Source organism: Aeromonas mytilicola subsp. aquatica, from assembly GCF_044336385.1.
Taxonomy (GTDB): domain Bacteria; phylum Pseudomonadota; class Gammaproteobacteria; order Enterobacterales; family Aeromonadaceae; genus Aeromonas; species Aeromonas rivipollensis.
In genome coordinates, this window is record NZ_CP172298.1 from 4,386,780 (window position 1) to 4,407,595 (window position 20,816).

15 protein-coding genes and 1 tRNA gene are annotated in these 20,816 nt (G+C 63.0%); 4 read left to right on the forward strand and 12 right to left on the reverse strand.

All coding sequences use genetic code 11. From position 1 onward, the window contains the following. Positions 1-23: 23 nt before the first annotated feature. The 4 genes from ACFWHB_RS20150 to rluD all read right to left on the reverse strand — a co-directional run bounded on the left by ACFWHB_RS20150 (position 24) and on the right by rluD (position 5,496). Positions 24-845, reverse strand: a complete 822-nt coding sequence (locus ACFWHB_RS20150; RefSeq protein ID WP_395949126.1) for an MBL fold metallo-hydrolase — start codon at positions 843-845, stop codon at positions 24-26. Between the two features lie 60 nt (positions 846-905). Next, positions 906-3,482: an ATP-dependent chaperone ClpB gene (clpB, locus tag ACFWHB_RS20155; protein WP_262112631.1), complete on the reverse strand. Its 2,577-nt coding sequence runs from the start codon at positions 3,480-3,482 to the stop codon at positions 906-908. A 186-nt stretch (positions 3,483-3,668) separates the two neighbouring features. After that, the gene (gene pgeF, locus ACFWHB_RS20160; RefSeq protein ID WP_395949127.1) at positions 3,669-4,406 is read right to left on the reverse strand and encodes a peptidoglycan editing factor PgeF; all 738 of its coding nucleotides are present in this window, start codon (positions 4,404-4,406) and stop codon (positions 3,669-3,671) included. Between the two features lie 109 nt (positions 4,407-4,515). Then, positions 4,516-5,496 (reverse strand): 23S rRNA pseudouridine(1911/1915/1917) synthase RluD, encoded by a 981-nt coding sequence (gene rluD, locus ACFWHB_RS20165; protein WP_005324417.1) that lies wholly within the window; start codon positions 5,494-5,496, stop codon positions 4,516-4,518. Between the two features lie 116 nt (positions 5,497-5,612). Here rluD and ACFWHB_RS20170 point away from each other — a divergent pair, with 116 nt between their 5' ends. Beyond that, entirely contained in the window at positions 5,613-6,368 is a 756-nt protein-coding gene (locus ACFWHB_RS20170; protein ID WP_163137524.1) for an outer membrane protein assembly factor BamD, read from the forward strand. 91 nt (positions 6,369-6,459) lie between these two features. Here ACFWHB_RS20170 and ACFWHB_RS20175 read toward each other — a convergent pair whose 3' ends face one another. From ACFWHB_RS20175 to yqhD, 6 genes are all read right to left on the reverse strand, one after another. Beyond that, positions 6,460-7,788 carry a CoA-disulfide reductase gene (locus ACFWHB_RS20175; RefSeq protein WP_395949128.1) on the reverse strand — a complete coding sequence of 443 codons (1,329 nt, stop codon included), beginning with the start codon at positions 7,786-7,788 and terminating at the stop codon, positions 6,460-6,462. Between the two features lie 72 nt (positions 7,789-7,860). Next, a complete protein-coding gene (locus ACFWHB_RS20180) occupies positions 7,861-9,261 on the reverse strand; it encodes an L-cystine transporter (RefSeq protein ID WP_395949129.1) in 1,401 nt (466 codons plus the stop codon). A gap of 156 nt (positions 9,262-9,417) precedes the next feature. Then, positions 9,418-10,710 carry an L-cysteine desulfidase family protein gene (locus ACFWHB_RS20185; protein WP_111910890.1) on the reverse strand — a complete coding sequence of 431 codons (1,293 nt, stop codon included), beginning with the start codon at positions 10,708-10,710 and terminating at the stop codon, positions 9,418-9,420. A 311-nt stretch (positions 10,711-11,021) separates the two neighbouring features. After that, a complete protein-coding gene (pntB, locus tag ACFWHB_RS20190) occupies positions 11,022-12,506 on the reverse strand; it encodes a Re/Si-specific NAD(P)(+) transhydrogenase subunit beta (RefSeq protein WP_106885534.1) in 1,485 nt (494 codons plus the stop codon). Positions 12,507-12,517: 11 nt separating this feature from the next. Next, a complete protein-coding gene (gene pntA, locus ACFWHB_RS20195; RefSeq protein ID WP_289978260.1) occupies positions 12,518-14,044 on the reverse strand; it encodes a Re/Si-specific NAD(P)(+) transhydrogenase subunit alpha in 1,527 nt (508 codons plus the stop codon). A gap of 506 nt (positions 14,045-14,550) precedes the next feature. Then, positions 14,551-15,714, reverse strand: a complete 1,164-nt coding sequence (yqhD, locus tag ACFWHB_RS20200; protein WP_395949130.1) for an alcohol dehydrogenase — start codon at positions 15,712-15,714, stop codon at positions 14,551-14,553. Between the two features lie 144 nt (positions 15,715-15,858). Here yqhD and ACFWHB_RS20205 point away from each other — a divergent pair, with 144 nt between their 5' ends. After that, positions 15,859-16,761 (forward strand): AraC family transcriptional regulator, encoded by a 903-nt coding sequence (locus ACFWHB_RS20205; RefSeq protein WP_139743809.1) that lies wholly within the window; start codon positions 15,859-15,861, stop codon positions 16,759-16,761. A 16-nt stretch (positions 16,762-16,777) separates the two neighbouring features. After that, on the forward strand, positions 16,778-17,305 hold the full coding sequence (locus ACFWHB_RS20210; RefSeq protein WP_290070755.1) for a lipocalin family protein: 528 nt from the start codon (positions 16,778-16,780) through the stop codon (positions 17,303-17,305). Between the two features lie 275 nt (positions 17,306-17,580). On the opposite strand, the gene ACFWHB_RS20215 is transcribed toward ACFWHB_RS20210, so the two are convergent. Further along, complete coding sequence (locus ACFWHB_RS20215) at positions 17,581-19,470, reverse strand: methyl-accepting chemotaxis protein (RefSeq protein ID WP_111910887.1); 1,890 nt, start codon at positions 19,468-19,470, stop codon at positions 17,581-17,583. Positions 19,471-19,847: 377 nt separating this feature from the next. After that, positions 19,848-19,924, reverse strand: a tRNA-Trp gene (locus tag ACFWHB_RS20220). Positions 19,925-20,126: 202 nt separating this feature from the next. Here ACFWHB_RS20220 and ACFWHB_RS20225 point away from each other — a divergent pair. Next, on the forward strand, positions 20,127-20,711 hold the full coding sequence (locus ACFWHB_RS20225; RefSeq protein WP_111910886.1) for a hypothetical protein: 585 nt from the start codon (positions 20,127-20,129) through the stop codon (positions 20,709-20,711). The last annotated feature ends 105 nt before the right edge of the window (positions 20,712-20,816 follow it).

Genomic DNA, 20,816 nt, shown 5'->3' on the forward strand with positions numbered 1-20,816 from the left:
CTAGCTTCCCACCTCGCTCAGGCTCACGGGAACACATGTTCAAAACCCGCCCCTATCTGGGTTTGCCTAGGCAGCCCCACCTTCCTCTTGCCGGTACAGTGGCAGGCAAACAGCTTCTCCACCGCTTCCTCCTGCAGATAGGTTCCCAGCGCCTCTGCCCGTTGCGGGCCGGAAAACTTCAGGTGCAAGCCACCTATGACGGCATGCACCCGCTCGTCGCCACACACCTCTTTGGCCCACTGGACGATGTTTTCGACCCCGGAGTGGCCGCAGCCGATGAAGACAATCAGACCCTGCTCGCTCTTGTAGGCCAGCGCCGAGTCGTCGCTGATAAGATCCTTCTCCACTCGACCACCTCGCAATATGTAGCCAAGCAGGGAAGGAGCCGCCTTGTCGCGCCGCGCGATGCTCCCGAGAAACACCAGTCGCTCGGACAGCCAGACCGGCTCGGCCGAACAGTGAGGGATCAGCCCTCTCGTCGCCAGTTGTCGCGGATCCAGGTCGCCCGAGAGGCGGTAGAGGTTGTAGCGTCGGGGCAGCAACGGCAGGAAGTAGCCCCGCTCATTGAACACATCCGGACAGGCGATCAACGGGATAGGATCGGAATATACGGGCAGGGAGCCGATGCCGCTCACATGGTCGTAATGACCGTGGGACAGCACCACATGGGTGAGAGAACCGAGATCGACCCCCATCACCTCGGCATTGTGGCGCAGCGCCCGGCCCCGACCGCTGTCGAACAGCACCCTGAGGCCATCGCACTCCAACAGCAACGACAGTCCCTTTTCAGGCAGGCAGCCGGGTAGATGAACATCATCATCCACCAAGACGGAAAACTTCAGCATCTCAATCACCCTGAAAACAAAACGCAGGCACAAGGCCTGCGTTTTTCATCGATGACACCATCATGGCTGGCTCATGGTGAGCCCGTTGCTGTCGGCACCCAGCAGCAACTTCTTGCCGGGGATGACCCGGCCGCTGAGCAGCGCCTGGGCCAGCGGGTTCTCCACCTTCTGCTGGATTGCCCGCTTGAGGGGTCGCGCCCCGTAGACGGGATCGAAACCGGCGTGGACCAGCTTGGTCAGCAGTTCCTCGCTCACCTCCACCTCGAAGCCCTGGGACTCCAGACGGCCCATCAGGCTCTTGAGCTGGATCCGGGCGATGGACTTGATGTGATCCTCGTCCAGCGGGTGGAACACCACAGTCTCGTCGATCCGGTTGATGAACTCCGGGCGGAAGCTGCGGGTCAGAAGCTCCATCAGCAGGGCCTTCATCTCCTCATAGTCCTTCTCGGCGTAGTGCTCCTGGATCAGATCCGAGCCGAGGTTGGAGGTCATGATCACCACGGTATTGCGGAAATCGACGGTGCGGCCCTGACCATCGGTCAAGCGGCCATCGTCCAGCACCTGCAGCAGTATATTGAACACATCCGGGTGCGCCTTCTCCACCTCGTCCAGCAGGATCACCGAGTAGGGGCGACGGCGTACCGCCTCGGTGAGATAACCCCCCTCCTCGTAGCCCACGTATCCCGGAGGTGCCCCCACCAGCCGCGCCACGCTGTGCTTCTCCATGAACTCGGACATGTCGATGCGCACCATGGCATCCTGGGTATCGAACAGGAACTCCGCCAGCGCCTTGCACAGCTCTGTCTTGCCCACCCCGGTCGGCCCGAGGAACAGGAAGGAGCCGATGGGGCGGTTCGGATCGGACAGTCCGGCCCGGGAGCGACGGATGGCGTTGGAGACGGCGTCCACCGCCTCTTCCTGGCCGATCACCCGGCTGTGCAGTTGCTCTTCCATCCGCAGCAGCTTGTCCCGCTCCCCTTCCAGCATCCGCGCCACCGGAATGCCGGTCCAGCGCGCCAGGACGTCTGCGATCTCCACGTCGGTGACACGGTTGCGCAGCAGGCTGGTCTCCTGCATCTCGGCCTGAGTGGCGAGATCCAGCTGTTTCTCCAGCTCGGGGATGCGGCCGTATTGCAGCTCGGACATGCGGCCAAGATCCCCGGCCCGGCGGGCCACTTCGAGATCCTGACGGGCCTGCTCCAGCGCCGCCTTGATGTGCTGGGTACCGGCAAGGGCGGCCTTCTCGGCCTTCCACACCTCTTCCAGCTCGTTGTATTCCCGCTCCTTCTCGGTCAGCTCCTGGTTGAGCAGATCGAGGCGCTTGCGGCTGGCATCGTCGTCCTCCTTCATCAGCGCCTGCTGCTCCAGCTTGAGCTGGATAATGCGCCGCTCCAGCCGGTCCAGAGACTCGGGCTTGGAGTCTATCTGCAGCCGGATGCTGGCCGCCGCCTCGTCGATGAGATCGATGGCCTTGTCAGGCAGCTGGCGATCCGCGATGTAGCGGTGGGACAGCTGGGCCGCCGCGACTATGGCAGGGTCTGTGATCTGCACATGGTGGTGCAGCTCATAGCGTTCTTTAAGGCCGCGCAGTATGGCGATGGTGTCCTCCACCGAGGGCTCCTCCACCAGCACCTTCTGGAAGCGGCGCTCAAGGGCGGCGTCTTTCTCCACGTACTGGCGATATTCGTCGAGGGTGGTGGCACCGACGCAGTGCAGCTCACCGCGCGCCAAGGCCGGTTTGAGCATGTTGCCCGCGTCCATGGCCCCCTCGCCCTTGCCGGCGCCGACCATGGTGTGCAACTCGTCCACGAAGAGGATGACATTGCCCTCCTCCTTGGCGAGATCGCTTAGCACCGCCTTGAGCCGCTCCTCGAACTCGCCGCGATACTTGGCACCGGCCACCAGGGCCCCCATGTCGAGGGACAACACCCGCTTGTTCTTGAGCCCTTCCGGCACCTCGCCGTTGATGATGCGCTGGGCCAACCCCTCGACGATGGCTGTCTTGCCCACACCGGGGGCACCGATCAGCACGGGGTTGTTCTTGGTGCGGCGTTGCAGCACCTGTATGGTGCGGCGGATCTCTTCATCCCGGCCGATCACAGGGTCGAGCTTGCCGAGTTCGGCCCGCTCGGTGAGGTCTATGGTGTACTTCTCCAGCGCCTGGCGGTTCTCCTCGGCGTTGGCATCATCGATCTTCTTGCCGCCACGGACCTTGTCGATGGCCTGCTCGAGTTTTTCCTTGGTCAGGCCCTGGGCGCGCAGCAGCTCCCCCAGGTTGCCCTTCTCGTCGAGAGCCGCCAGCACGAACAGCTCGGACGAGATGAACTGATCCTTGCGCTGCTGGGCCAGCTTGTCGCAGACGTTGAGCAGACGACCGAGGCCGTTGGAAAGTTGCACGTCCCCTTCGACGCCGCTCACCTTGGGCAGGCGGTCGAGCTCCTCGCCGAGACGGGAGCGCAGGGCATTGATGTCCATCCCGGTCAGGGTCAGCAGCGGGCGGATGGAGCCGCCATCCTGATTGAGCAGGGCTGTCATCAGGTGGACGGGTTCGATGAATTGGTGGTCACGACCCAGTGCGAGAGACTGGGCATCGGAAATAGCGACTTGGAATTTGCTGGTCAGGCGATCGAGGCGCATTGCACTCCCCCTTTGAAACAGACACGCCGCTTGCGCGGCAAACAACATGATCTTCTGACAAGGTAGATGAGGCCCGTACGGGTTATTTCAAGGGTTGAGGCTGGTTATTTTTTCTGCAAAACGGGGAGGAGGCCGGATCCCCGCCCCTCCCACGCGGATTTGGTCTTGAGAGGGGCGGGTGATTACTTAGCGGGCCAACCAGATGATGGAGGCCATGCGGCCGGTCTGGCCGTCGCGGCGATAAGAGTAGAACTGATCGCCGTCGCTGAAGGTGCAGAATTCGCCGCCATAAACGGCGCTCACGCCGGCGCGGGCCAGTCGCAGCAGGGCCAGCCGGTAGATATCCGCCAGCCATTTCCCCTCGTTGACTGAAGGTACGAAAGCGGATTCGGCTTCGGCCTGCTCCGCCATAAAGGCCTCGCGCACCTCGCCACCCACTTCGAACGCCGTGGGGCCTATGGCCGGGCCGAGCCAGGCCAGGATCTCCCCCGGCTCGCAGCCCATGGCGGCGATACTGGCTTCCAGTACTCCCTCCTTCAGCCCACGCCAACCGGCATGAGCGGCTGCCACCACTGTGCCAGCCCGGTCGCAGAACAACACAGGCAGGCAGTCGGCTGTCATCACTATGCAGGCCTGCCCGGCTTGCTGGGTGCAGGCCGCATCGGCATCCGGTGCCCCGTCGTATTCGTTGCTGACGGGGTGGACGGCGATGCCGTGCACCTGGTTGAGCCAGTTGAGGGGCCCGGGGATCTGCGCCGCCTGCTGCAGGCGGGCACGGTTGGCCTCGACCCGTGCCGGCTCGTCCCCCACATGGGCCCCCAGGTTGAGACCGGCGAAGACCCCTTCGCTCAGGCCACCATCCCGGGTGGTCGACAGGGCCCTGACATTGCCAGGAGCGGGCCAGTCGGGTTCAATCCAGTTCATCTGTGACTCCTTCCATTCACGGATATAAAAACGGGGCTCCTGAAAGGGAACCCCGTTTGGTATCTCTTAGGGCCGGACGGCGGCAGAAACCGACGCAAGCCCTATTGCATCAGCTCCAGACCAAATCGTCCGGGTTAGCGAGCGTATCAGCCCGCAGCACTTCCATCAGATCCAGCATGTCTTGCGGCGTGGCAGAGTGCCACTCCATGACTTCGCCGGTGATGGGGTGAGCCAGCTTCAGCATGGTGGCGTGCAGCGCCTGGCGGTTGAAGTTGCGCAGGGCCAGGGTCAGCTCCGGAGTCGCATTTCGCAGCAGGCGCAGACGGCCACCGTAAGCGGGATCCCCTACCAGCGGGTGCTTGATGTGAGCCATGTGGACACGGATCTGGTGAGTACGACCGGTCTCCAGACGCAGACGCAGACGGGTGTGGCCACGGAACTTCTCGTGCACCCGGTAGTGGGTCACGGACGGACGACCGTTGGGCACCACAGCCATGTGGGTACGCTGGGTCGGGTGACGACCGATGGGGGCATCCACGGTACCGCCTGCGGTCATGTGACCGATGGCGACGGCTTCGTACTCACGGGTGATCTGACGCGCCTGCAGCGCCTCCACCAGATGGGTCTGGGCCGGAATCGTCTTGGCAACCACCATCAGACCAGTGGTGTCCTTATCCAGACGGTGCACTATGCCGGCACGGGGTACCTCGGCGATGCCGGGGTAACGGTGCAGCAGGGCGTTGAGTATGGTGCCATCCGGCGTGCCGGCGCCCGGGTGAACCACCAGGCCGGCCGGCTTGTCGATCACCAGAATGTGTTCATCTTCATAGACGATGTTGAGGTCGATGTTCTGGGCATCCCAGCGGGTGTCATCTTCCAACTCGACATCTACATGTACCTGCTGCCCGGCCACCACTTTCTCGCGCGGGGTATTGGCAACCTGACCGTCCAGGGTCACTCTGTCCTGTAAAATCCACTCCTTGATGCGGGTGCGGGAGTAGTCTGGAAACAATTCGGCCAGGGCCTGGTCGAGTCGCTGCCCGAATTGGTGATCCTGGAATTCGCCTGTCAGTTCAATATGCTGGCTCATGTATGGTCTCTTGAGCGGGGGTATCAATTCGAAATAATCCGGGTATTCTAGCTTTTCTTTTAGCCAAGCATAACGGATACTTTGCCAATTTCGTGGAAATGGACCGGATGTTGTTGATGGGAAAGAAGTCTCGCCTGCTGATGTCGCTCGCCTTGGTCGCTACGCTGATCACTGGCTGTTCCAGCACCAAACCCAAGGTTCCCGACGAACCGCCGGAAGTTCTGTACCAGAAAGCCCGTCTCAAACTGGACACAGGCAACTACCTGAATGCCATCGAGTTGCTGGAAGCGCTGGACTCTCGTTACCCGTTCGGCGCCTACTCCAACCAGGTGCAGCTCGATCTCATCTACGCCTACTACAAGCAGGATGATACCGCACAGGCGATCGCCAATATCGACCGCTTCATCCGCCTCAACCCGGCGCACAAGAACATCGATTACGTGTTCTACATGCGCGGTCTGACCAACATGGCGGCGGATTACAACTTCTTCCAGGACTTCCTGGGCATAGATCGGGACGACAAGGACCCCTCCTACGCCCGTCAGGCCTTCCAGGACTTCAAGACCCTGCTGCAGAGCTACCCCAACAGCAGCTACGCGGCCGATGCCCGTGCCCGCATGGTCGGTCTGAAGACCCGCCTCGCCCGCTACGATCTGGGGGTGGCCGAGTATTACGTGAAGCGTGATGCCCTGATCGCCGCCGCCAACCGCGCCAAGCTGGTGGTCGAAACCTATCCCGACACAGTCGAGACAGAGAAGGCACTGGAGATCATGGTCAACGCCTACGATACCCTGAAGATGCCGACCCTGGCCCGCCACGCCCGCGAAGTGCTGGCCAAGAACTACCCGGACAATCGCCTCGGCCGCGGCTGAGCATGACGGGAACAAAAAAACCGATGCCAAGGCATCGGTTTTTTTATGGGCACTATCCGGGCGCCATGACTGACGCCCCGGGATGCCTGCCCTACTTGGCTACGTTGCCCGCCACGTTGAGCACGTCCCAGGTGCGGGAGAAGGGCGGTGCATAGGCGAAGTCCAGCATGCCGAGCTGATCCGTGGTCACCCCCATGGTGATGGCCACCGCCAGGGCATCGATGCGGTGTACCGCCCCCTTGTGACCCAGGATCTGGCCCCCCAGCAGCCGCTTGCTGCCCGCCTCATAGACCAGCTTGACGTGAATGTCTGACTGACCCGGGCAGTAGTTGGTGTGGCACTTGTCCTTGATCACCACGGTGCGGTAGTCGATGCCCAATTGTTGGGCCTCTTTCTCAGAAAGTCCGGTACGACCCGCCTCCAGCCCCAGCACCTTGAGCGCCGCGGAGCCCAGCGTGCCCGGAAACTCCTGGCCGGCGCCGGCCAAGTTCTCCCCCACCATGCGCCCCAGCTTGTTGGCTATGGTGGCGAGCGGCACATAGACCTGCTGCTGCTTGACGCTGTGCCAGACGCTGGCGCAATCCCCCGCCGACCAGACATTGGCCAGCGAGCTGCGGCCCTGACGGTCGACCTTGATGGCGCCATTGCCGAGCCGCTCTATGCCGGTGTCGGCCAGGAACTCGGTGTTGGGCCTGACCCCGGTGCAGACCACCACTATATCTGCCTGGTACTCACCCTGGTCGGTACGCACGCCGGTCACCCGGCCATCCCCCAGCAAGGCTTGGACGCGCTCCCCCAGATGCAGATAGACCCCCTGCTCGCGCAGCTCGGCCTCGATGTGCTGGGTTATCTCCGAGTCGAAGGCATCGGGGATGACCCTGTCCGCCAGCTCGATGAGGCGCACCTCCTTGCCCTGATGGACCAGGGCCTCGACCACCTCCAGCCCGATAAAGCCGGAGCCGATCACCACCGCCTTCTTGTTGCGCGGATCCTGCACCGCTGCCTTGAGCGCCAGTCCATCGCTCATGCGGCGCAGGCCGAACACCCCTTGCAGCTGCAAGCCGGGGATGGGGGGCATCTGTTCGCGGGCGCCGGTGGCGATCATCAGCCGATCGTAGCTATCGGTGAAGCTGTCCCCCTTGTGCTCCACCCGCAGGGTCTGGGCAGCCGCGTCCAGGCTCAGCACCCTGTGGCCAATCTTCACCTCTATCCCCTTGGCGGCGAACTGCTCCGGGGTGAACTCGGCCATGTAGCCCGGCTCCTGAAAATCGTCGCCGACGAAATAGGGCAGACCGCAGGCCCCGAAGGAGATCACCTCTGAGGCCTCATAGACCACAATCTCGGCATCCTTGGCCAGACGGCGCGCCTTGGCCGCCGCACTCATGCCGGCGGCTTCGCCACCGATGATCACAATACGCATAGCTTGACTCCAGTCACGACAGGGGAGGCCTCGCCTCCCCTTTTCATAAACAAATCAGAAGATAAGATCCGGTCAGACCGCGGACTCTTCCCCGTCCAGGCTTACCTCGGCATCGCCGTTGAAGACCTCCATGTCGGTCTGCCCCATCAGCCGGCTGGTGAGGGTGCCGGCCGTGATGGAGCCGGAGACGTTGAGGGCGGTGCGGCCCATGTCGATGAGGGGCTCGATGGAGATGAGCAGCCCCGCCAGGGCCACCGGGAAGTCCAGGGCGGAGAGCACGATCAGCGCCGCGAAGGTAGCGCCGCCCCCCACACCGGCCACCCCGAAGGAGCTGACTGTGATGATGGCGATGAGCGTCATGATGAAGCCGGGATCCAGGGGATCGACCCCCACGGTCGGGGCTATCATCACCGCCAGCATGGCCGGGTAGATGCCGGCGCAGCCGTTCTGGCCTATGGTGGCGCCGAAGGAGGCGGCGAAGTTGGCTATGCCCGCCGGGATGCCGAGCGCCCGGGTCTGGGTCTGCACGTTCATCGGGATGGATCCCGCACTGGTGCGCGAGGTGAAGGCGAAGGCAAGCACCGGCATGATCTTCTTGAGGAAGCGCAGCGGGTTGATGCCCACCAGGCTCACCAGCAGCAGGTGCACCAGGAACATGATGGCGATGGCGCCGTAAGAGGCCAGCACGAAGTTCAGCAGGTTGATAATGTCCGCGTAGTTGGAGCCGGACACCACCTTGGCCATCAGCGCCAGCACGCCATAGGGGGTGAGGCGCAGCACCAGGGTCACCATCCGCATGACGATGGCGTGGGCGACCTGCATGAAGCGCTCGAATCTGGCGAAGATCTCGGGCTGCTTGCGTGCGATGCCGGTGGCGGACAGGCCGATGAAGATGGAGAAGATCACCACGGCTATGGTGGAGGTCTTGCGTGCCCCCGTCATGTCGAGAAAGGGGTTGGCCGGGATGAACTCCAGCACCATCTTGGGGAGGGACATGCTCTCGACGCTGCCGAGGCTGGTCTGCAGGGCCGCGCCACGGGCCGTCTCGGCGGCGCCGGCAACCAGCCCCTCGGCACTCAGGCCGAACAGGTTGGACATCAGTATGCCCGCCCCGGCGGCGATCATGGTGGTGAAGATCAGCACCCCTATGGTCAGGGCGCTGATCTTGCCGAGCGCCGTGCCGCCGCTCAGCTTGAGGATGGCGCCTATGATGGAGACCATGATGAGCGGGATGATGATCATCTGCAGCAGCTTCACGTAGCCGCTGCCGACCAGATCCAGGTAGTCGCCGGTCTGGACCAGCACCTCGGAGCCGACGCCGTACAGCAGTTGCAAGGCCCAGCCGAACAGGACCCCGAGCCCCAGCCCCGAGAAGACCCGGCGGGTGAAGCTGACATGGGTCTGCTGCAAGCGGTAGAGAAACAGCAGCAACATGACCAGGATGGCCAGATTACCGATAACGCTAAGAGTCATGATATTCCCCAAAAATAAACGGGCGAGGCCCGAGATGGATGGACGGGCGCACCCTGCGCCTCGCCCCGAAACTGGCCGCATCGTGGCGGCACGCCCCCCGTTCGGGGTGACGTCAATCTCTGCAAAAACCGGGGGCGGCCAGTGCCGCCCCCCTCATCAGCCAGCCTTGCCTTGTTGCTTGGCCCGCATGATGTTGATGATCTCTATGTCGGTGTCCAGCATCCCCTGTTTCGAGAGGCGGCCCAGGTTCGCTATGGTCTGGTCCACGTCGTCGGAGACTATGCCCTCGCTCTGGGGCACGTGCAGGTTGTTGATGGCCATCAGCGACGACTTGACCGCCGCCGAGGTGGAGGTCGACACCTTCATGGAGCAGGCGCTGCCGGCACCGTCGCAGATGATGCCGGAGACGTCGCCAATCATGTTGTTGATGCAGTGGCTGATCTGCTCGAACTGGCCGCCCAGCAGCCAGGTGATGGCGGCGCCCGAGCCCATGGCGGCGGTACTGGCGGCGCACAGGGCCGACAGCTTGTTCTGGTAGGCCTTGATGTAGATGGCCACCAGGTGGCTCATCACCAGTGCCCGGGTCAGCTGCTCGTCATCGGCCTTGAGGAAGCGGGCGGCGGCGACCACCGGCATGGTGGCGGCTATGCCCTGGTTGCCCGAGCCCGAGTTGGACATGGCGGGCAGCATGGCGCCGTCCATCCGCGCGTCCGACGCGGCAGAAGAGAGGCGCATGGCCAAGGTCATCAGATCGTCCGAGAGCAGCTTGCGCTCCACCTGCTCGGTGAGGATCTTGCCGATGCGCAGGCCATAGCCCTGCAGCCCCTCATCCGCCAGCGCCTGGTTCATGGTGGCGGCCTCGCGGATGAAGTCGAGCTCGGCCAGTGGCGCCTCCAGGGCGAAGGCCACTATCTCCCGCAGCGTCATGGCGGGCTTGTCGGATTTCGCGGGCTGGATCTGCACACCGGGGGCACTGTCCTGCTCCATCAGCACCTCGCCATCCTTCTCCAGCAGCACTATGCGGGTGTGATCCGTGCAGATCACCACACGGGCGCTGTGACCGTCGGCCTCGGCAAGCACCTCGGCGTAGAGCACATCAGGCACATCCTTCACGTCCACCTTGATGATGGGCAGCAGCGCCTTGGCGGCGTCCACCTGCTCCGGGGTCAGGGTCTTGAGCACCTCCAGCCCCGCATCCGGGTTGCCCCCCGTGATGCCGACGGCGGCGGCGACCGGCAGACCTATCATGCCGGTGCCGGGTACCCCGACCCCCATGCCATTCTTGAACAGGTTGCCGCTGACCCAGACGCTGATGCGGGTCGGATCCTGCCCCAGCAGCTTGCGGCAGTTGGCGGCGGCCAGCGCCACCGACATGGGTTCGGTGCAGCCCAGGGCCGGCACCACTTCACGCTTGAGCAGAGTAATAAAGTCGGTCCATTGTGCTTTCATCTGTGGTTTCTCTGGTTCACTGTGCCGCAGGCATCGTATGAGGATAAGGGTGCTATCTGGAGGGCCACCCCGTCCATGTCACTTAATTTGATTCTAGTGGCGCGAGTCTCAAATAAAATTGAGCCCCCTCGCTTTTTGCCGCCATTATGCCTTCCAGCGAGGGCAACGTCACCGGATTGCTGACCTGCCACGGGCAATGGATCTCCCCTCCCGGCCAGGGCCCTTTGCCATCAATGTCTTGCCCGCGCCTCGTGAAAAGCGGGCAATAAAAAAGGAGGCCGAAGCCTCCTCTTGTCTCATCCCATCGACGCTTAGAGCGCCTTCAGGATGGCCTCGACGCTGGCCTTGGCATCGCCAAACAGCATCTGGGTGTTCTCCTTGAAGAACAGCGGGTTCTGGACACCGGCGTAACCAGTGTTCATGGAGCGCTTGAAGCCGATGACGTTCTGCGCCTTCCACACTTCCAGCACCGGCATGCCGGCGATGGGGCTGCCCGGATCTTCCATGGCGGCCGGGTTGACGGTGTCGTTCGCACCAATCACCAGCACCACGTCGGTATCGCTGAAGTCCTCGTTGATCTCGTCCATTTCCAGAACTATGTCATACGGGACCTTGGCTTCCGCCAGCAGCACGTTCATGTGACCAGGCAGACGACCGGCAACCGGGTGGATACCGAAGCGCACCTTGACGCCGCGCTCGCGCAGCTTGTGGGTGATCTCGGCAACCGGGTACTGGGCCTGCGCCACCGCCATGCCGTAGCCCGGGGTGATGATGACGGAGCTGGCGTTCTTCAGCATGTCGGCCACATCTTCGGCGTTGGTCTCGCGGTATTCGCCCATCTCCTGATCGGCCGTGGAGGCCACACCGTCGGAGCCGAAGCCACCGGCGATGACGGAGATGAAGGAGCGGTTCATCGCCTTACACATGATGTAAGAGAGGATGGCACCGGAGGAACCCACCAGGGCACCCACCACGATCAGCAAGTCGTTGGAGAGCATGAAGCCCGCCGCCGCCGCTGCCCAACCGGAGTAGGAATTCAGCATGGAGACCACGACCGGCATGTCGGCGCCGCCGATGGAGGCCACCAGGTGCCAGCCGAAGGCGAAGGCGATCAGGGTCATCACCAGCAGGGCGAAGGTGGAGCCACCGGCGTTGACGAAGTGGATCATCAGCGCCAGCGAAACCACCACGGCCAGCAGGTTCAGCTTGTGGCGATGGGGCAGTTGCAGCGGCTTGGAAGAGATCAGGCCACGCAGCTTGCCGAACGCCACTACGGAACCGGTGAAGGTCACGGCACCGATGAAGACGCCCAGGAAGACTTCCACCAGGTGGATGTTCAGCATGGCGCCGGAGAGGTGCTCGACCTGGGCGACGCTGGCCGCCTGCTCGAACGCCGCCCGGGCAGCAGCCAGGGTCGCATCGAGGTTGGAGCCGACGGAGACGACTACCTCCGCGGGTGCGGAGGGGTGCAAGTCGATGAAGCTGTTGAAGCCCACCAGCACCGCCGCCATGCCCACGAAGCTGTGCAGCACGGCCACCAGCTCGGGCATCTCTGTCATCTCGACCTTGAGCGCCAGGCGCACGCCGATGGCGCCACCGATGACCATGGCCAGGACTATCCAGTGCACGCCACTGGTTTCCGGGTTGAAGACGGTGGCGAGCAGGGCGATGGCCATCCCCGCGATACCGAACAGGTTGCCATGCTTGGCCGTTTCTTGCTTCGACAGTCCCGCGAGACTGAGGATGAAGAGCACGGCGGCAACGATATAGGATGCTGTTACCAGTCCTTGAGACACGTTAAACCCCCTTAATCCTTACGGAACATCTTCAGCATGCGCTGAGTGACGGTGAAGCCACCGAAGATGTTGATACTGGCAATCAGCACGGCGATAAAGGCCAATACGGTGACCAGGGTCGACCCTTGCCCAATCTGCAGCAGGGCACCGACCACGATAATGCCGGAGATGGCATTGGTGACCGACATCAGCGGCGTGTGCAGGGCGTGAGAGACGTTCCACACCACGTAGTAACCGACCACGCAGGCCAGGATGAAGACGGTGAAGTGGGAGAGGAAGGCGGCAGGTGCCACCGCAGCCACCCAACCGAAGGCGGCGATGCCGAGGGCACCGAACACGAACTTCTTGTTGGAGGGCTTGGCCTCTTCTTTCTTGGCTGCCGGTTTGGCGGCGGCCGGCTTTTGCGGCGCGGCAGAGACGGAGATGGCGGGGGGCGGGAAGGTCACTTCACCGGCCTGGATCACCGTCATGTTGCGCTGAACCACGTCTTCGAAGTCGATGGCGACGTTGCCGTCCTTCTCCTTGCACATCAGCTTCATCAGGTTGACCAGGTTGGTACCGTAGAGCTGGGAGGATTGGGCGGGCAGACGACCCGGCAGATCGGTGTAACCGATCACCTTGACGCCGTTCGGGGTGACGAACAGCTCGGTCGGCTTGGTGTATTCACAGTTGCCACCGGTGGCGGCAGCCAGATCCACGATGACGGAACCCGGCTTCATGCTGTCGACCATCTCCTTGGTGATCAGCTTGGGTGCCGGACGACCGGGGATCAGGGCGGTGGTGATGATGATGTCCACTTCCTTGGCCTGCTGGGCAAACAGCTCCATCTCGGCCTTGATGAACTCATCGGACATGACCTTGGCATAACCGTCGCTGGAGGCACCGTCCTCGCTACCGAAGTCCAGCTTGAGGAATTCCCCCCCCATGGATTCGATCTGCTCGGCGACTTCCAGACGGGTGTCGAATGCACGCACTATGGCGCCGAGGGAACCGGCGGTCCCGATGGCGGCCAGACCGGCCACACCGGCACCTATCACCAATACCTTGGCGGGCGGTACCTTGCCGGCTGCGGTGATCTGACCGGTGAAGAAGCGACCGAACTGGTGGGCGGCTTCGACCACGGCGCGATAGCCGCCGATGTTGGCCATGGAGGAGAGGGCATCGAGGGACTGGGCACGGGAGATCCGCGGCACCATGTCCATCGCCATCACATTGATGTTGCGCTCGGACAGCTTCTTGACCAGCTCGGGGTTCTGGGCAGGCCAGATGAAGCTCACCAGGGTGGCACCATCCTTAATTTGTGCGATCTCGGCATCGGTCGGCGCGTTGACCTTGAAGATAAGGTCGGCTTGCCAGACGCTCGGCACCACGCTGGCACCGGCAGCCTCGAAGGCGGCATCATCGAAGCTGGCCAGCTGGCCGGCACCGGCCTCGATGGCGACCTCGAAGCCGAGCTTTTTCAGCTGCTCGACGGTGGCCGGGGTCGCTGCGACCCGGGTCTCACCGGCGAGACTCTCTCTCGGTATTCCAATCTGCATGACTATTCCCTGATGGTTAATAAACAATCATTGCCCAGTCTCTCATGTCTGAGGGGACAAGGCATGATCAAAGTGCAGGTCACGGGCCCTTTGTTATGAAAATCAGCAGGCTTTACCTCAACCTCCTGTCATGGTCAGGCCCCCGCTTTTCAGGCGCGAAGGTGATTAGTATCAAATTTTGGAGTTTTATTACAACCACGACCCCGAGCGGGCGGGTACAGAATTCAGCCCATCCCGGACCATGATTAAAAAAAACAAACCAAATTAGGGGCTTATACCAGCAAAATGCGCTGAAAAAAGTGATCCAACCAGTCAAAAAAAATGTTTTGCCGAGCCTCTACCTTAGCGTTTTTTGTTCTTATGAAATCTGCCGTTGGCTCATCTGATGAGATGAAAGGGGAAAAAGTAACCGTTTTGTAACGACTCGGGGGCCGCGCCGCCGCCATAAGGCGGGAGCGGACCCCCTGATTCAACCCCGGACAAGGCCGGAGCTGGTCTCTCGCCCCTTACCAGGCGGCTTCATAAATATGCCGGCTCTGCACCAGGTCGATGTCGCCGTGTTCCCCGAGCGCCGTCATGCCGTGCTCTTCGAGCTTGGCCAGCAGGGTGTCGATATTGGCGTCGGCCAGGCCGTAGTCCCGCAGCCGGGTCTTGACCCCCATCCGCTCGAAGAAGTCGCGGGTGGCGGCGATGGCGCCGTCGATGCGATCGTCCTCGCTGCCGCTGCGCAGATCCCAGACCCGCTCGGCGTATTGCAGCAGCTTGGCGTGTTTCTGCTCACGCTTGGCCTGCAGCAGGGCGGGCAGCACCACCGCCAGGGTCTGGGCGTGGTCGAGGCCGTGCAGGGCTGTCAGCTCGTGGCCCAGCATGTGGGTGGCCCAGTCCTGGGGCACGCCGGCCCCGATCAGGCCGTTGAGCGCCAGGGTGGCACTCCACATGATGTTGGCGCGCACGTCGTAATTTTCCGGCTCCACCAGCGCCTTGGGGCCCTCCTCAGCCAGGGTCAGCAGCAGCCCTTCGGCGAAGCGATCCTGCACCTTGGCGTCCACCGGGTAGGTGAGGTACTGCTCCAGGGTGTGGATGAAGGCATCCACCACGCCATTGGCGACCTGACGGGCCGGCAGGGTGTAGGTGAGCACGGGATCCAGCACGGCGAAGCGCGGCATCACGAAGGGGGAGAAGAAGTGCTGCTTGTCCCCTGTGCTCCTGCGGGTGATGACGGCCCCCATGTTCATCTCGGAGCCGGTGGCCGGCAGGGTCAGCACGGCACCGAGGGGAATGGCGGAAGCCACTTCACCGCCGACGGTCTCGAGGATGTGCCAGGGCTCCCTGGCCAGATCGTAGTGGGCGGCAGCGGCGATGAACTTGGTGCCGTCCAGCACGGAGCCGCCGCCGACGGCGAGCAGGAAGTCGATCTGCTCGGCGCGGGCCAGCTCGACGGCGCCCATCAGGGTCTCGTACGCCGGGTTGGGCTCTATACCGCCGAACTCGAACAGGGTCAGGCCCGCCAGCTCGCTGCGGATCTGCGCCAGCAGGCCGCTACGCACCACGCTGCCGCCACCGTAGGTGATGAGGACACGGGCGTCGGCCGGGATCTGGCCGCGCAGCTGGGCCACCTGGCCCTTGCCGAACAGCACCTTGGTGGGGGTATGGAGAGTAAAATTGTTCATCGACATTGCCTTCTTCTGATAGTCCGGCGGCCTGGCCGCAAAATGTTGATTGCATTTTTCTACAGGCAACCTCTACCATCAAGGCAACATTCTGCACATTGTTTGCCTATTTCTACAAATCATCAGAATCCACCCGGAGCGACCATGTCCAACCGTTACGCCGATCTCGCCGCCAGGCTGGCCCGCCACGTCACCACCCCGGGCATCACCCCCTCCCCGGTGGATCAGGTGAACCTCATCTACACCACCGAGTATCACGGCCGCACGCCCGTGCTCTACCAGCCCCGGATGATCGTCATACTGCAGGGACACAAGGTGGGCTATCTGGCGGATCAGGTGTTTCGCTACGACCCCAGCCACTACCTGCTGATGACACTGCCGCTGCCCTGCGAGTGCGAGTGCTTCGCCTCCCCCGAGCAGCCCCTCATCGGCTTCTCCCTGGAGATCAACGTCGCCACCCTGCAGGAACTGCTGCTGGAACTGGGGGATGCCCTGCCCGCCCCGGCTGTGCAAAAGAGCGGTGTGCACTCTGTCCCCCTGTCCGAAGAAATGTTCTGTGCCGCCGAGCGATTGATCGATCTGATGGACAAGCCCCACCACGCCCGGGTGCTGGGGCCGCAGACGGTGCGGGAGATGCTGTTCTACGCCCTGCACGAGGGGGGCGGCCCGGCGCTGCAGGCGCTGGCCAATCGTCACAACCATGTGGGCCAGATAGCCCGGGTGCTGCGTATGATAGAGGCGCGCTACGCCGACACCCTGACCATGGAGGAGCTGGCCCGGGAGGTGAACATGAGCGTCTCCGCCTTCCACCACCACTTCAAAGCGGTCACCGCCACCTCGCCCCTGCAGTACATCAAGTCGTTTCGCCTGCACAAGGCGCGCATGATGATGCTGCACGACGGCATCAAGGCGGGGGCGGCGGCGGCCAGGGTAGGCTACGAGAGCAACTCCCAGTTCAGCCGGGAGTACAAGCGCTTCTTCGGCAGCACGCCGACGGATCAGGCCTCCCGCTTCCGGGAAGGCCAGTTGCACATCATCGAAGGCTAAAAGAGAGGGATCCCCCATGCGTTCACTGCTTTGTCTGCTCACCGCCTGGCTACTGACGGCCTGCACCGGCCTCGCCGACGGCATCCGCCCCGTCACCGGCTTCCAGCTCGATCGCTACCTCGGCACCTGGTATGAAATCGCCCGTCTCGACCACAGCTTCGAGCGGGGGCTGGAGCGGGTGAGCGCCACCTACAGCCTGCGTGACGATGGCGGCGTCAAGGTGCTCAACCGCGGCCTTCAGAGCGATGGCAGCTGGCGCGAGGCCGAAGGCAAAGCCTATTTCGTCGGTAGTCCTGACGAGGCGCGGCTCAAGGTGAGCTTCTTCGGCCCCTTCTACGGCGGCTACAACGTCATCGATCTGGACCCCGACTACCAACTCTCCCTGGTGACCAGCTACAACCACGACTATCTGTGGATCCTCTCCCGCTCCCCCCAGCCGCCAAAGGCCAAAGTGGATGCGCTGATCGCCAAGGCGAGGGGGCTGGGCTTTGCCACCGACCAGCTTATCTGGGTCAGCCAGGAGCCGGCCGGGAACACGCCTTGAAGATCTTCCAGGCCACCCCGCCGGACATTCCCCGGGTCGCCCCCTGATGCTGAGCACTGCCACCGACAATCGGCAGGCCCAGGCCCTCTACGAGGGGCACGGCGACCAGCGGGACATCGACTCCTACAGCTAGATCAAGCCGCTCTGGGCCCTTGACCGGGCCGATTGCAAGGCCTGACCCCGGCATTATTCAGCGGGTGCATGGCAACAAAATATCCATACACAGCATGAATAAAGGCGACCCCGGGTCGCCTTTGTCACATCAGGGTCTGCCCCTAGAGCCGGAAGCGGCCTATCTCCTGCTCCAGCCGTTCGGTCAGGGACTTGAGCTCGGCGGCCTGGGCGGCCTCCTCCTTCGCCTGCGCCGCCAGCGTCTGGGAGACATGGCGGATGTTCTCGGTGTTGCGGCTGATCTCGCCGGTGACCGAGGTCTGCTCCTCCGCCGCCGCCGCTATCTGGGTCGCCATGTCACTGATGGCGCCTATGGCCTCGTTGATCCGCGCCAGGCTCTGGTTGGCGGCCTCCGCATCCTCCACGCTGGTGCCCGCCAGCTGGCGGCTGGTCTCCATGCCCCCCACGGCGCGACGCGTAGTCTGCTGCAGCGCCTCTATCATCTGCTGGATCTCGGCGGTGGAGTCGTGGGTGCGGCGCGACAGCACTCTCACTTCGTCCGCCACCACGGCGAAGCCGCGCCCCTGCTCCCCGGCCCGGGCCGCCTCGATGGCGGCGTTCAGTGCCAGCAGGTTGGTCTGCTCGGCGATGCCGCTGATGGTGGCCAGGATGCCGCTGATCTTCTGGGCATGGCCATCCAGCTCATGAATGGTCTGGCTGGCGTCGGCCACCTCCCCTGCCAGGCCGCTGATGCTGCGCTGGCTCTGACCGACCTGGGACTGACCGGCCACGGCCAGCCTGACCGCATCGCCGGAGGTGGTGGCGGCAAACTCGGCGTTGCCGGCGATCTCCTGGGTGGCGGACGCCATCTCGGTCACCGCGGTCGCCACCATGACGATCTCGTCCTGCTGCTCGCGCACCCGCTGGCTACGGGCCTCGGCCCCCGCCGCCTGGGTCCGCGACTGGGCCGCCAGTTCGACGGTGACGTCCCGCAACCGGCTGACGATGCCGTGCAGCCGGGCCACGAACAGGTTGAAGTTCTGGGCCAGCAGCCCCACCTCGTCCTTGCTGTGGGCCGCGATCTGCACGGTGAGATCCCCCTCGCCGTGGGCGATGTCGGCCAGCGCCTTGGAGACCCGGCCAAGATCGGCAAAGAGGTAGTTGAACATGGCGATGAGCAGGGCGCTGAACACCAGCAGCAGCACCAGGGTCAGCCCCACCAGCTGCCACAGCAGGCTGGCGAAGGGCGCCTCCAGCACGTCCTTGTACATCACCATGGCGAGCAGCCAGTCGGTGCCTGGCACCCCCTGCACCGACAGCAGCACCTCACGCCCCGCTATGGTGGCGACATGCAGCTCGCCGTCCCGGCTCCAGCCCTCCAGGGTCGTCCCCGTGAGGCCGGGGGCCAGCTCGGCCACCTGCTTGAGGGCCAGCTCCTTCTGCGGGTGACCGACGATGAGGCCGGAGCTGTCCAGCAGCATGGCATAGCCCTCCCCCTGCACCTTCATGGCCAGCACCTCGTCGATCAGGGCATCCAGGGAGAGATCCGCCCCGGCCACCCCGATCACCTGGCCCTGATGACTCACCGGCTCCGCCAGAGTCACCACCATCTGCTGCATGGTCACGCTGACGTAGGGCGGGGTGACGATCAGCTTGCCCGCCTTGCTGGCGCTCTGATACCAGGGGCGCACCCGGGGATCGTAGTTGGCGGTGTTGAGGGAGGGATCGTGGCGGGTCATGGCCCCTTGCGCCGAGCCGAAATAGGTGAGGCCGAAGCCGCCGGAGGTGCGGGTCTGCAGCAGGTGCGGCACCAGGGTCGCCTCGGGATTGTCGGCAATGACGGCGGCCAGGGCATCGACCGCGTGCTTGCGATCCGCCATCCAGTTGCCGATGGCCACCGAGTGGGCGTGACCATAGTTGACCGCCTCGCTCTGAATGGCGCTCAGGGTTCGTGATTTGAGGGTGTGAAAGGCGACTATGCCGAGCAGGGCAGCCATCAGCAGCACTACCCCCAGGCTGGTCGCGAGCAGCTTGCCGCGCAACGAGAGTGTCATGACTACAAATCCTTGTGGTGACAGGAGGCCAGGAATACCCCCATATTGGTAGGTGATATCGGCGGCAGCCCCACTGGACTTTAGTGAATCCTTTTAATTTCTTCTTTATCAACAGCTGAAGATGCTGTGCATGTCGCCGCGACCTCAGCCGCCGGGCACCGACATCCAGAGGCCGCCCGCTGGCGGCACCAGTATCAGCAACGACATGGCGCCAGGGCGACCAGCTAGGGTGAGCGAACCCAAGAGGCGGATCGGCAAGGACAAGAGAAGTGAGTCGCGCGAAGCGCGTCAGGGATCGCAGGCGAGCGGCGCAGCAGAAAGGTTCAGGGATCGCAGAAATGCGAAAGGCCAGCTCAATGAGCTGGCCTTTCTGAAAATGGCAGGGGCGGCAGGACTCGAACCCGCAACCATCGGTTTTGGAGACCGCTGTTCTACCAATTGGAACTACGCCCCTGCAACAAACGAGGCGAATTATACAAAGCCGGGATCAAAGGTAAAGGCTTTTTTTCTCACTTTCGATGCGATCGAACAATTCACGAGCAAATCGCGGTAATTCCCGCAACCAGCCGGGGTAACTTGCTGTATTTGCAGTCCCGCCGGGGTAGGAATGGGGCATAAATGGGGGTAGGGTGAAACCAGCTACAGGGAGGTCGTTCATGCTCAATTACCGCCTGCTTCAACAACTTGCGCCCCTCAACTTCCGGGATGAGCGCAAAACCGAGTCCCTGCCAGACTATCTCGAGCGGGTCTCTCCCCTGGTGCCCTTCATTCCCCAAAATGTGCTGACGCAATGGATTTACCGCCATTGGCGCGGTTTTGAGTCCAACTGGAGCTTTATCGACCTCGCCCGCCACCACTTCGAGTGCGAGGCCTGGGACACGGCCCAGATCGTGAGCCAGATAGGCTCCCGCCACATGGAGGTGATCGAGCGCTGGGGCGAGATGCTGCGCAGCAACCGCTATGTGCGCCGCTCCTGGCTCGGCGAGGACATGCTGAGCCGGGGCACCTGGTCAGAGCCCATCATAGTGCTCGCCCCCGAGCCCGGCGGCCACTATCCGGACGGCCAACCCCTGCCGCAGCCATATTGCCTGCTGGAGGGGCACCACAGGCTCGGCTATCTGCGCAGCATGGCCGAAGATGGTCTGCCGTTGCAGAGTGAGCACCAGGTCTGGATTTGTCGACCCGTTCGCGACACTCAAACGTTTTTACCGGCAAATCCTGCCTCTGAAATAAATTTTTGACAATTCAAAAACCAGCCCTATAATCTGTCCGGTTTTGAAAAAGGTCGGGACAGGACGATGCCGTTTTTGATGAAAAAAGCAGCCTTGCAGACGGGTGGAGCGCAC

What these genes read in the sequence shown, in the direction of transcription:
- ACFWHB_RS20150 (WP_395949126.1), bottom strand. Translation starts at nt 845, where the DNA reads ATGCTGAAGTTTTCCGTCTTGGTGGATGATGATGTTCATCTACCCGGC.
- rluD (WP_005324417.1), bottom strand. Translation starts at nt 5,496, where the DNA reads ATGAGCCAGCATATTGAACTGACAGGCGAATTCCAGGATCACCAATTC.
- ACFWHB_RS20185 (WP_111910890.1), bottom strand. Translation starts at nt 10,710, where the DNA reads ATGAAAGCACAATGGACCGACTTTATTACTCTGCTCAAGCGTGAAGTG.
- pgeF (WP_395949127.1), bottom strand. Translation starts at nt 4,406, where the DNA reads ATGAACTGGATTGAACCCGACTGGCCCGCTCCTGGCAATGTCAGGGCC.
- ACFWHB_RS20215 (WP_111910887.1), bottom strand. Translation starts at nt 19,470, where the DNA reads ATGACACTCTCGTTGCGCGGCAAGCTGCTCGCGACCAGCCTGGGGGTA.
- ACFWHB_RS20210 (WP_290070755.1), top strand. Translation starts at nt 16,778, where the DNA reads ATGCGTTCACTGCTTTGTCTGCTCACCGCCTGGCTACTGACGGCCTGC.
- ACFWHB_RS20205 (WP_139743809.1), top strand. Translation starts at nt 15,859, where the DNA reads ATGTCCAACCGTTACGCCGATCTCGCCGCCAGGCTGGCCCGCCACGTC.
- clpB (WP_262112631.1), bottom strand. Translation starts at nt 3,482, where the DNA reads ATGCGCCTCGATCGCCTGACCAGCAAATTCCAAGTCGCTATTTCCGAT.
- pntA (WP_289978260.1), bottom strand. Translation starts at nt 14,044, where the DNA reads ATGCAGATTGGAATACCGAGAGAGAGTCTCGCCGGTGAGACCCGGGTC.
- ACFWHB_RS20170 (WP_163137524.1), top strand. Translation starts at nt 5,613, where the DNA reads ATGGGAAAGAAGTCTCGCCTGCTGATGTCGCTCGCCTTGGTCGCTACG.
- ACFWHB_RS20225 (WP_111910886.1), top strand. Translation starts at nt 20,127, where the DNA reads ATGCTCAATTACCGCCTGCTTCAACAACTTGCGCCCCTCAACTTCCGG.
- ACFWHB_RS20175 (WP_395949128.1), bottom strand. Translation starts at nt 7,788, where the DNA reads ATGCGTATTGTGATCATCGGTGGCGAAGCCGCCGGCATGAGTGCGGCG.
- ACFWHB_RS20180 (WP_395949129.1), bottom strand. Translation starts at nt 9,261, where the DNA reads ATGACTCTTAGCGTTATCGGTAATCTGGCCATCCTGGTCATGTTGCTG.
- yqhD (WP_395949130.1), bottom strand. Translation starts at nt 15,714, where the DNA reads ATGAACAATTTTACTCTCCATACCCCCACCAAGGTGCTGTTCGGCAAG.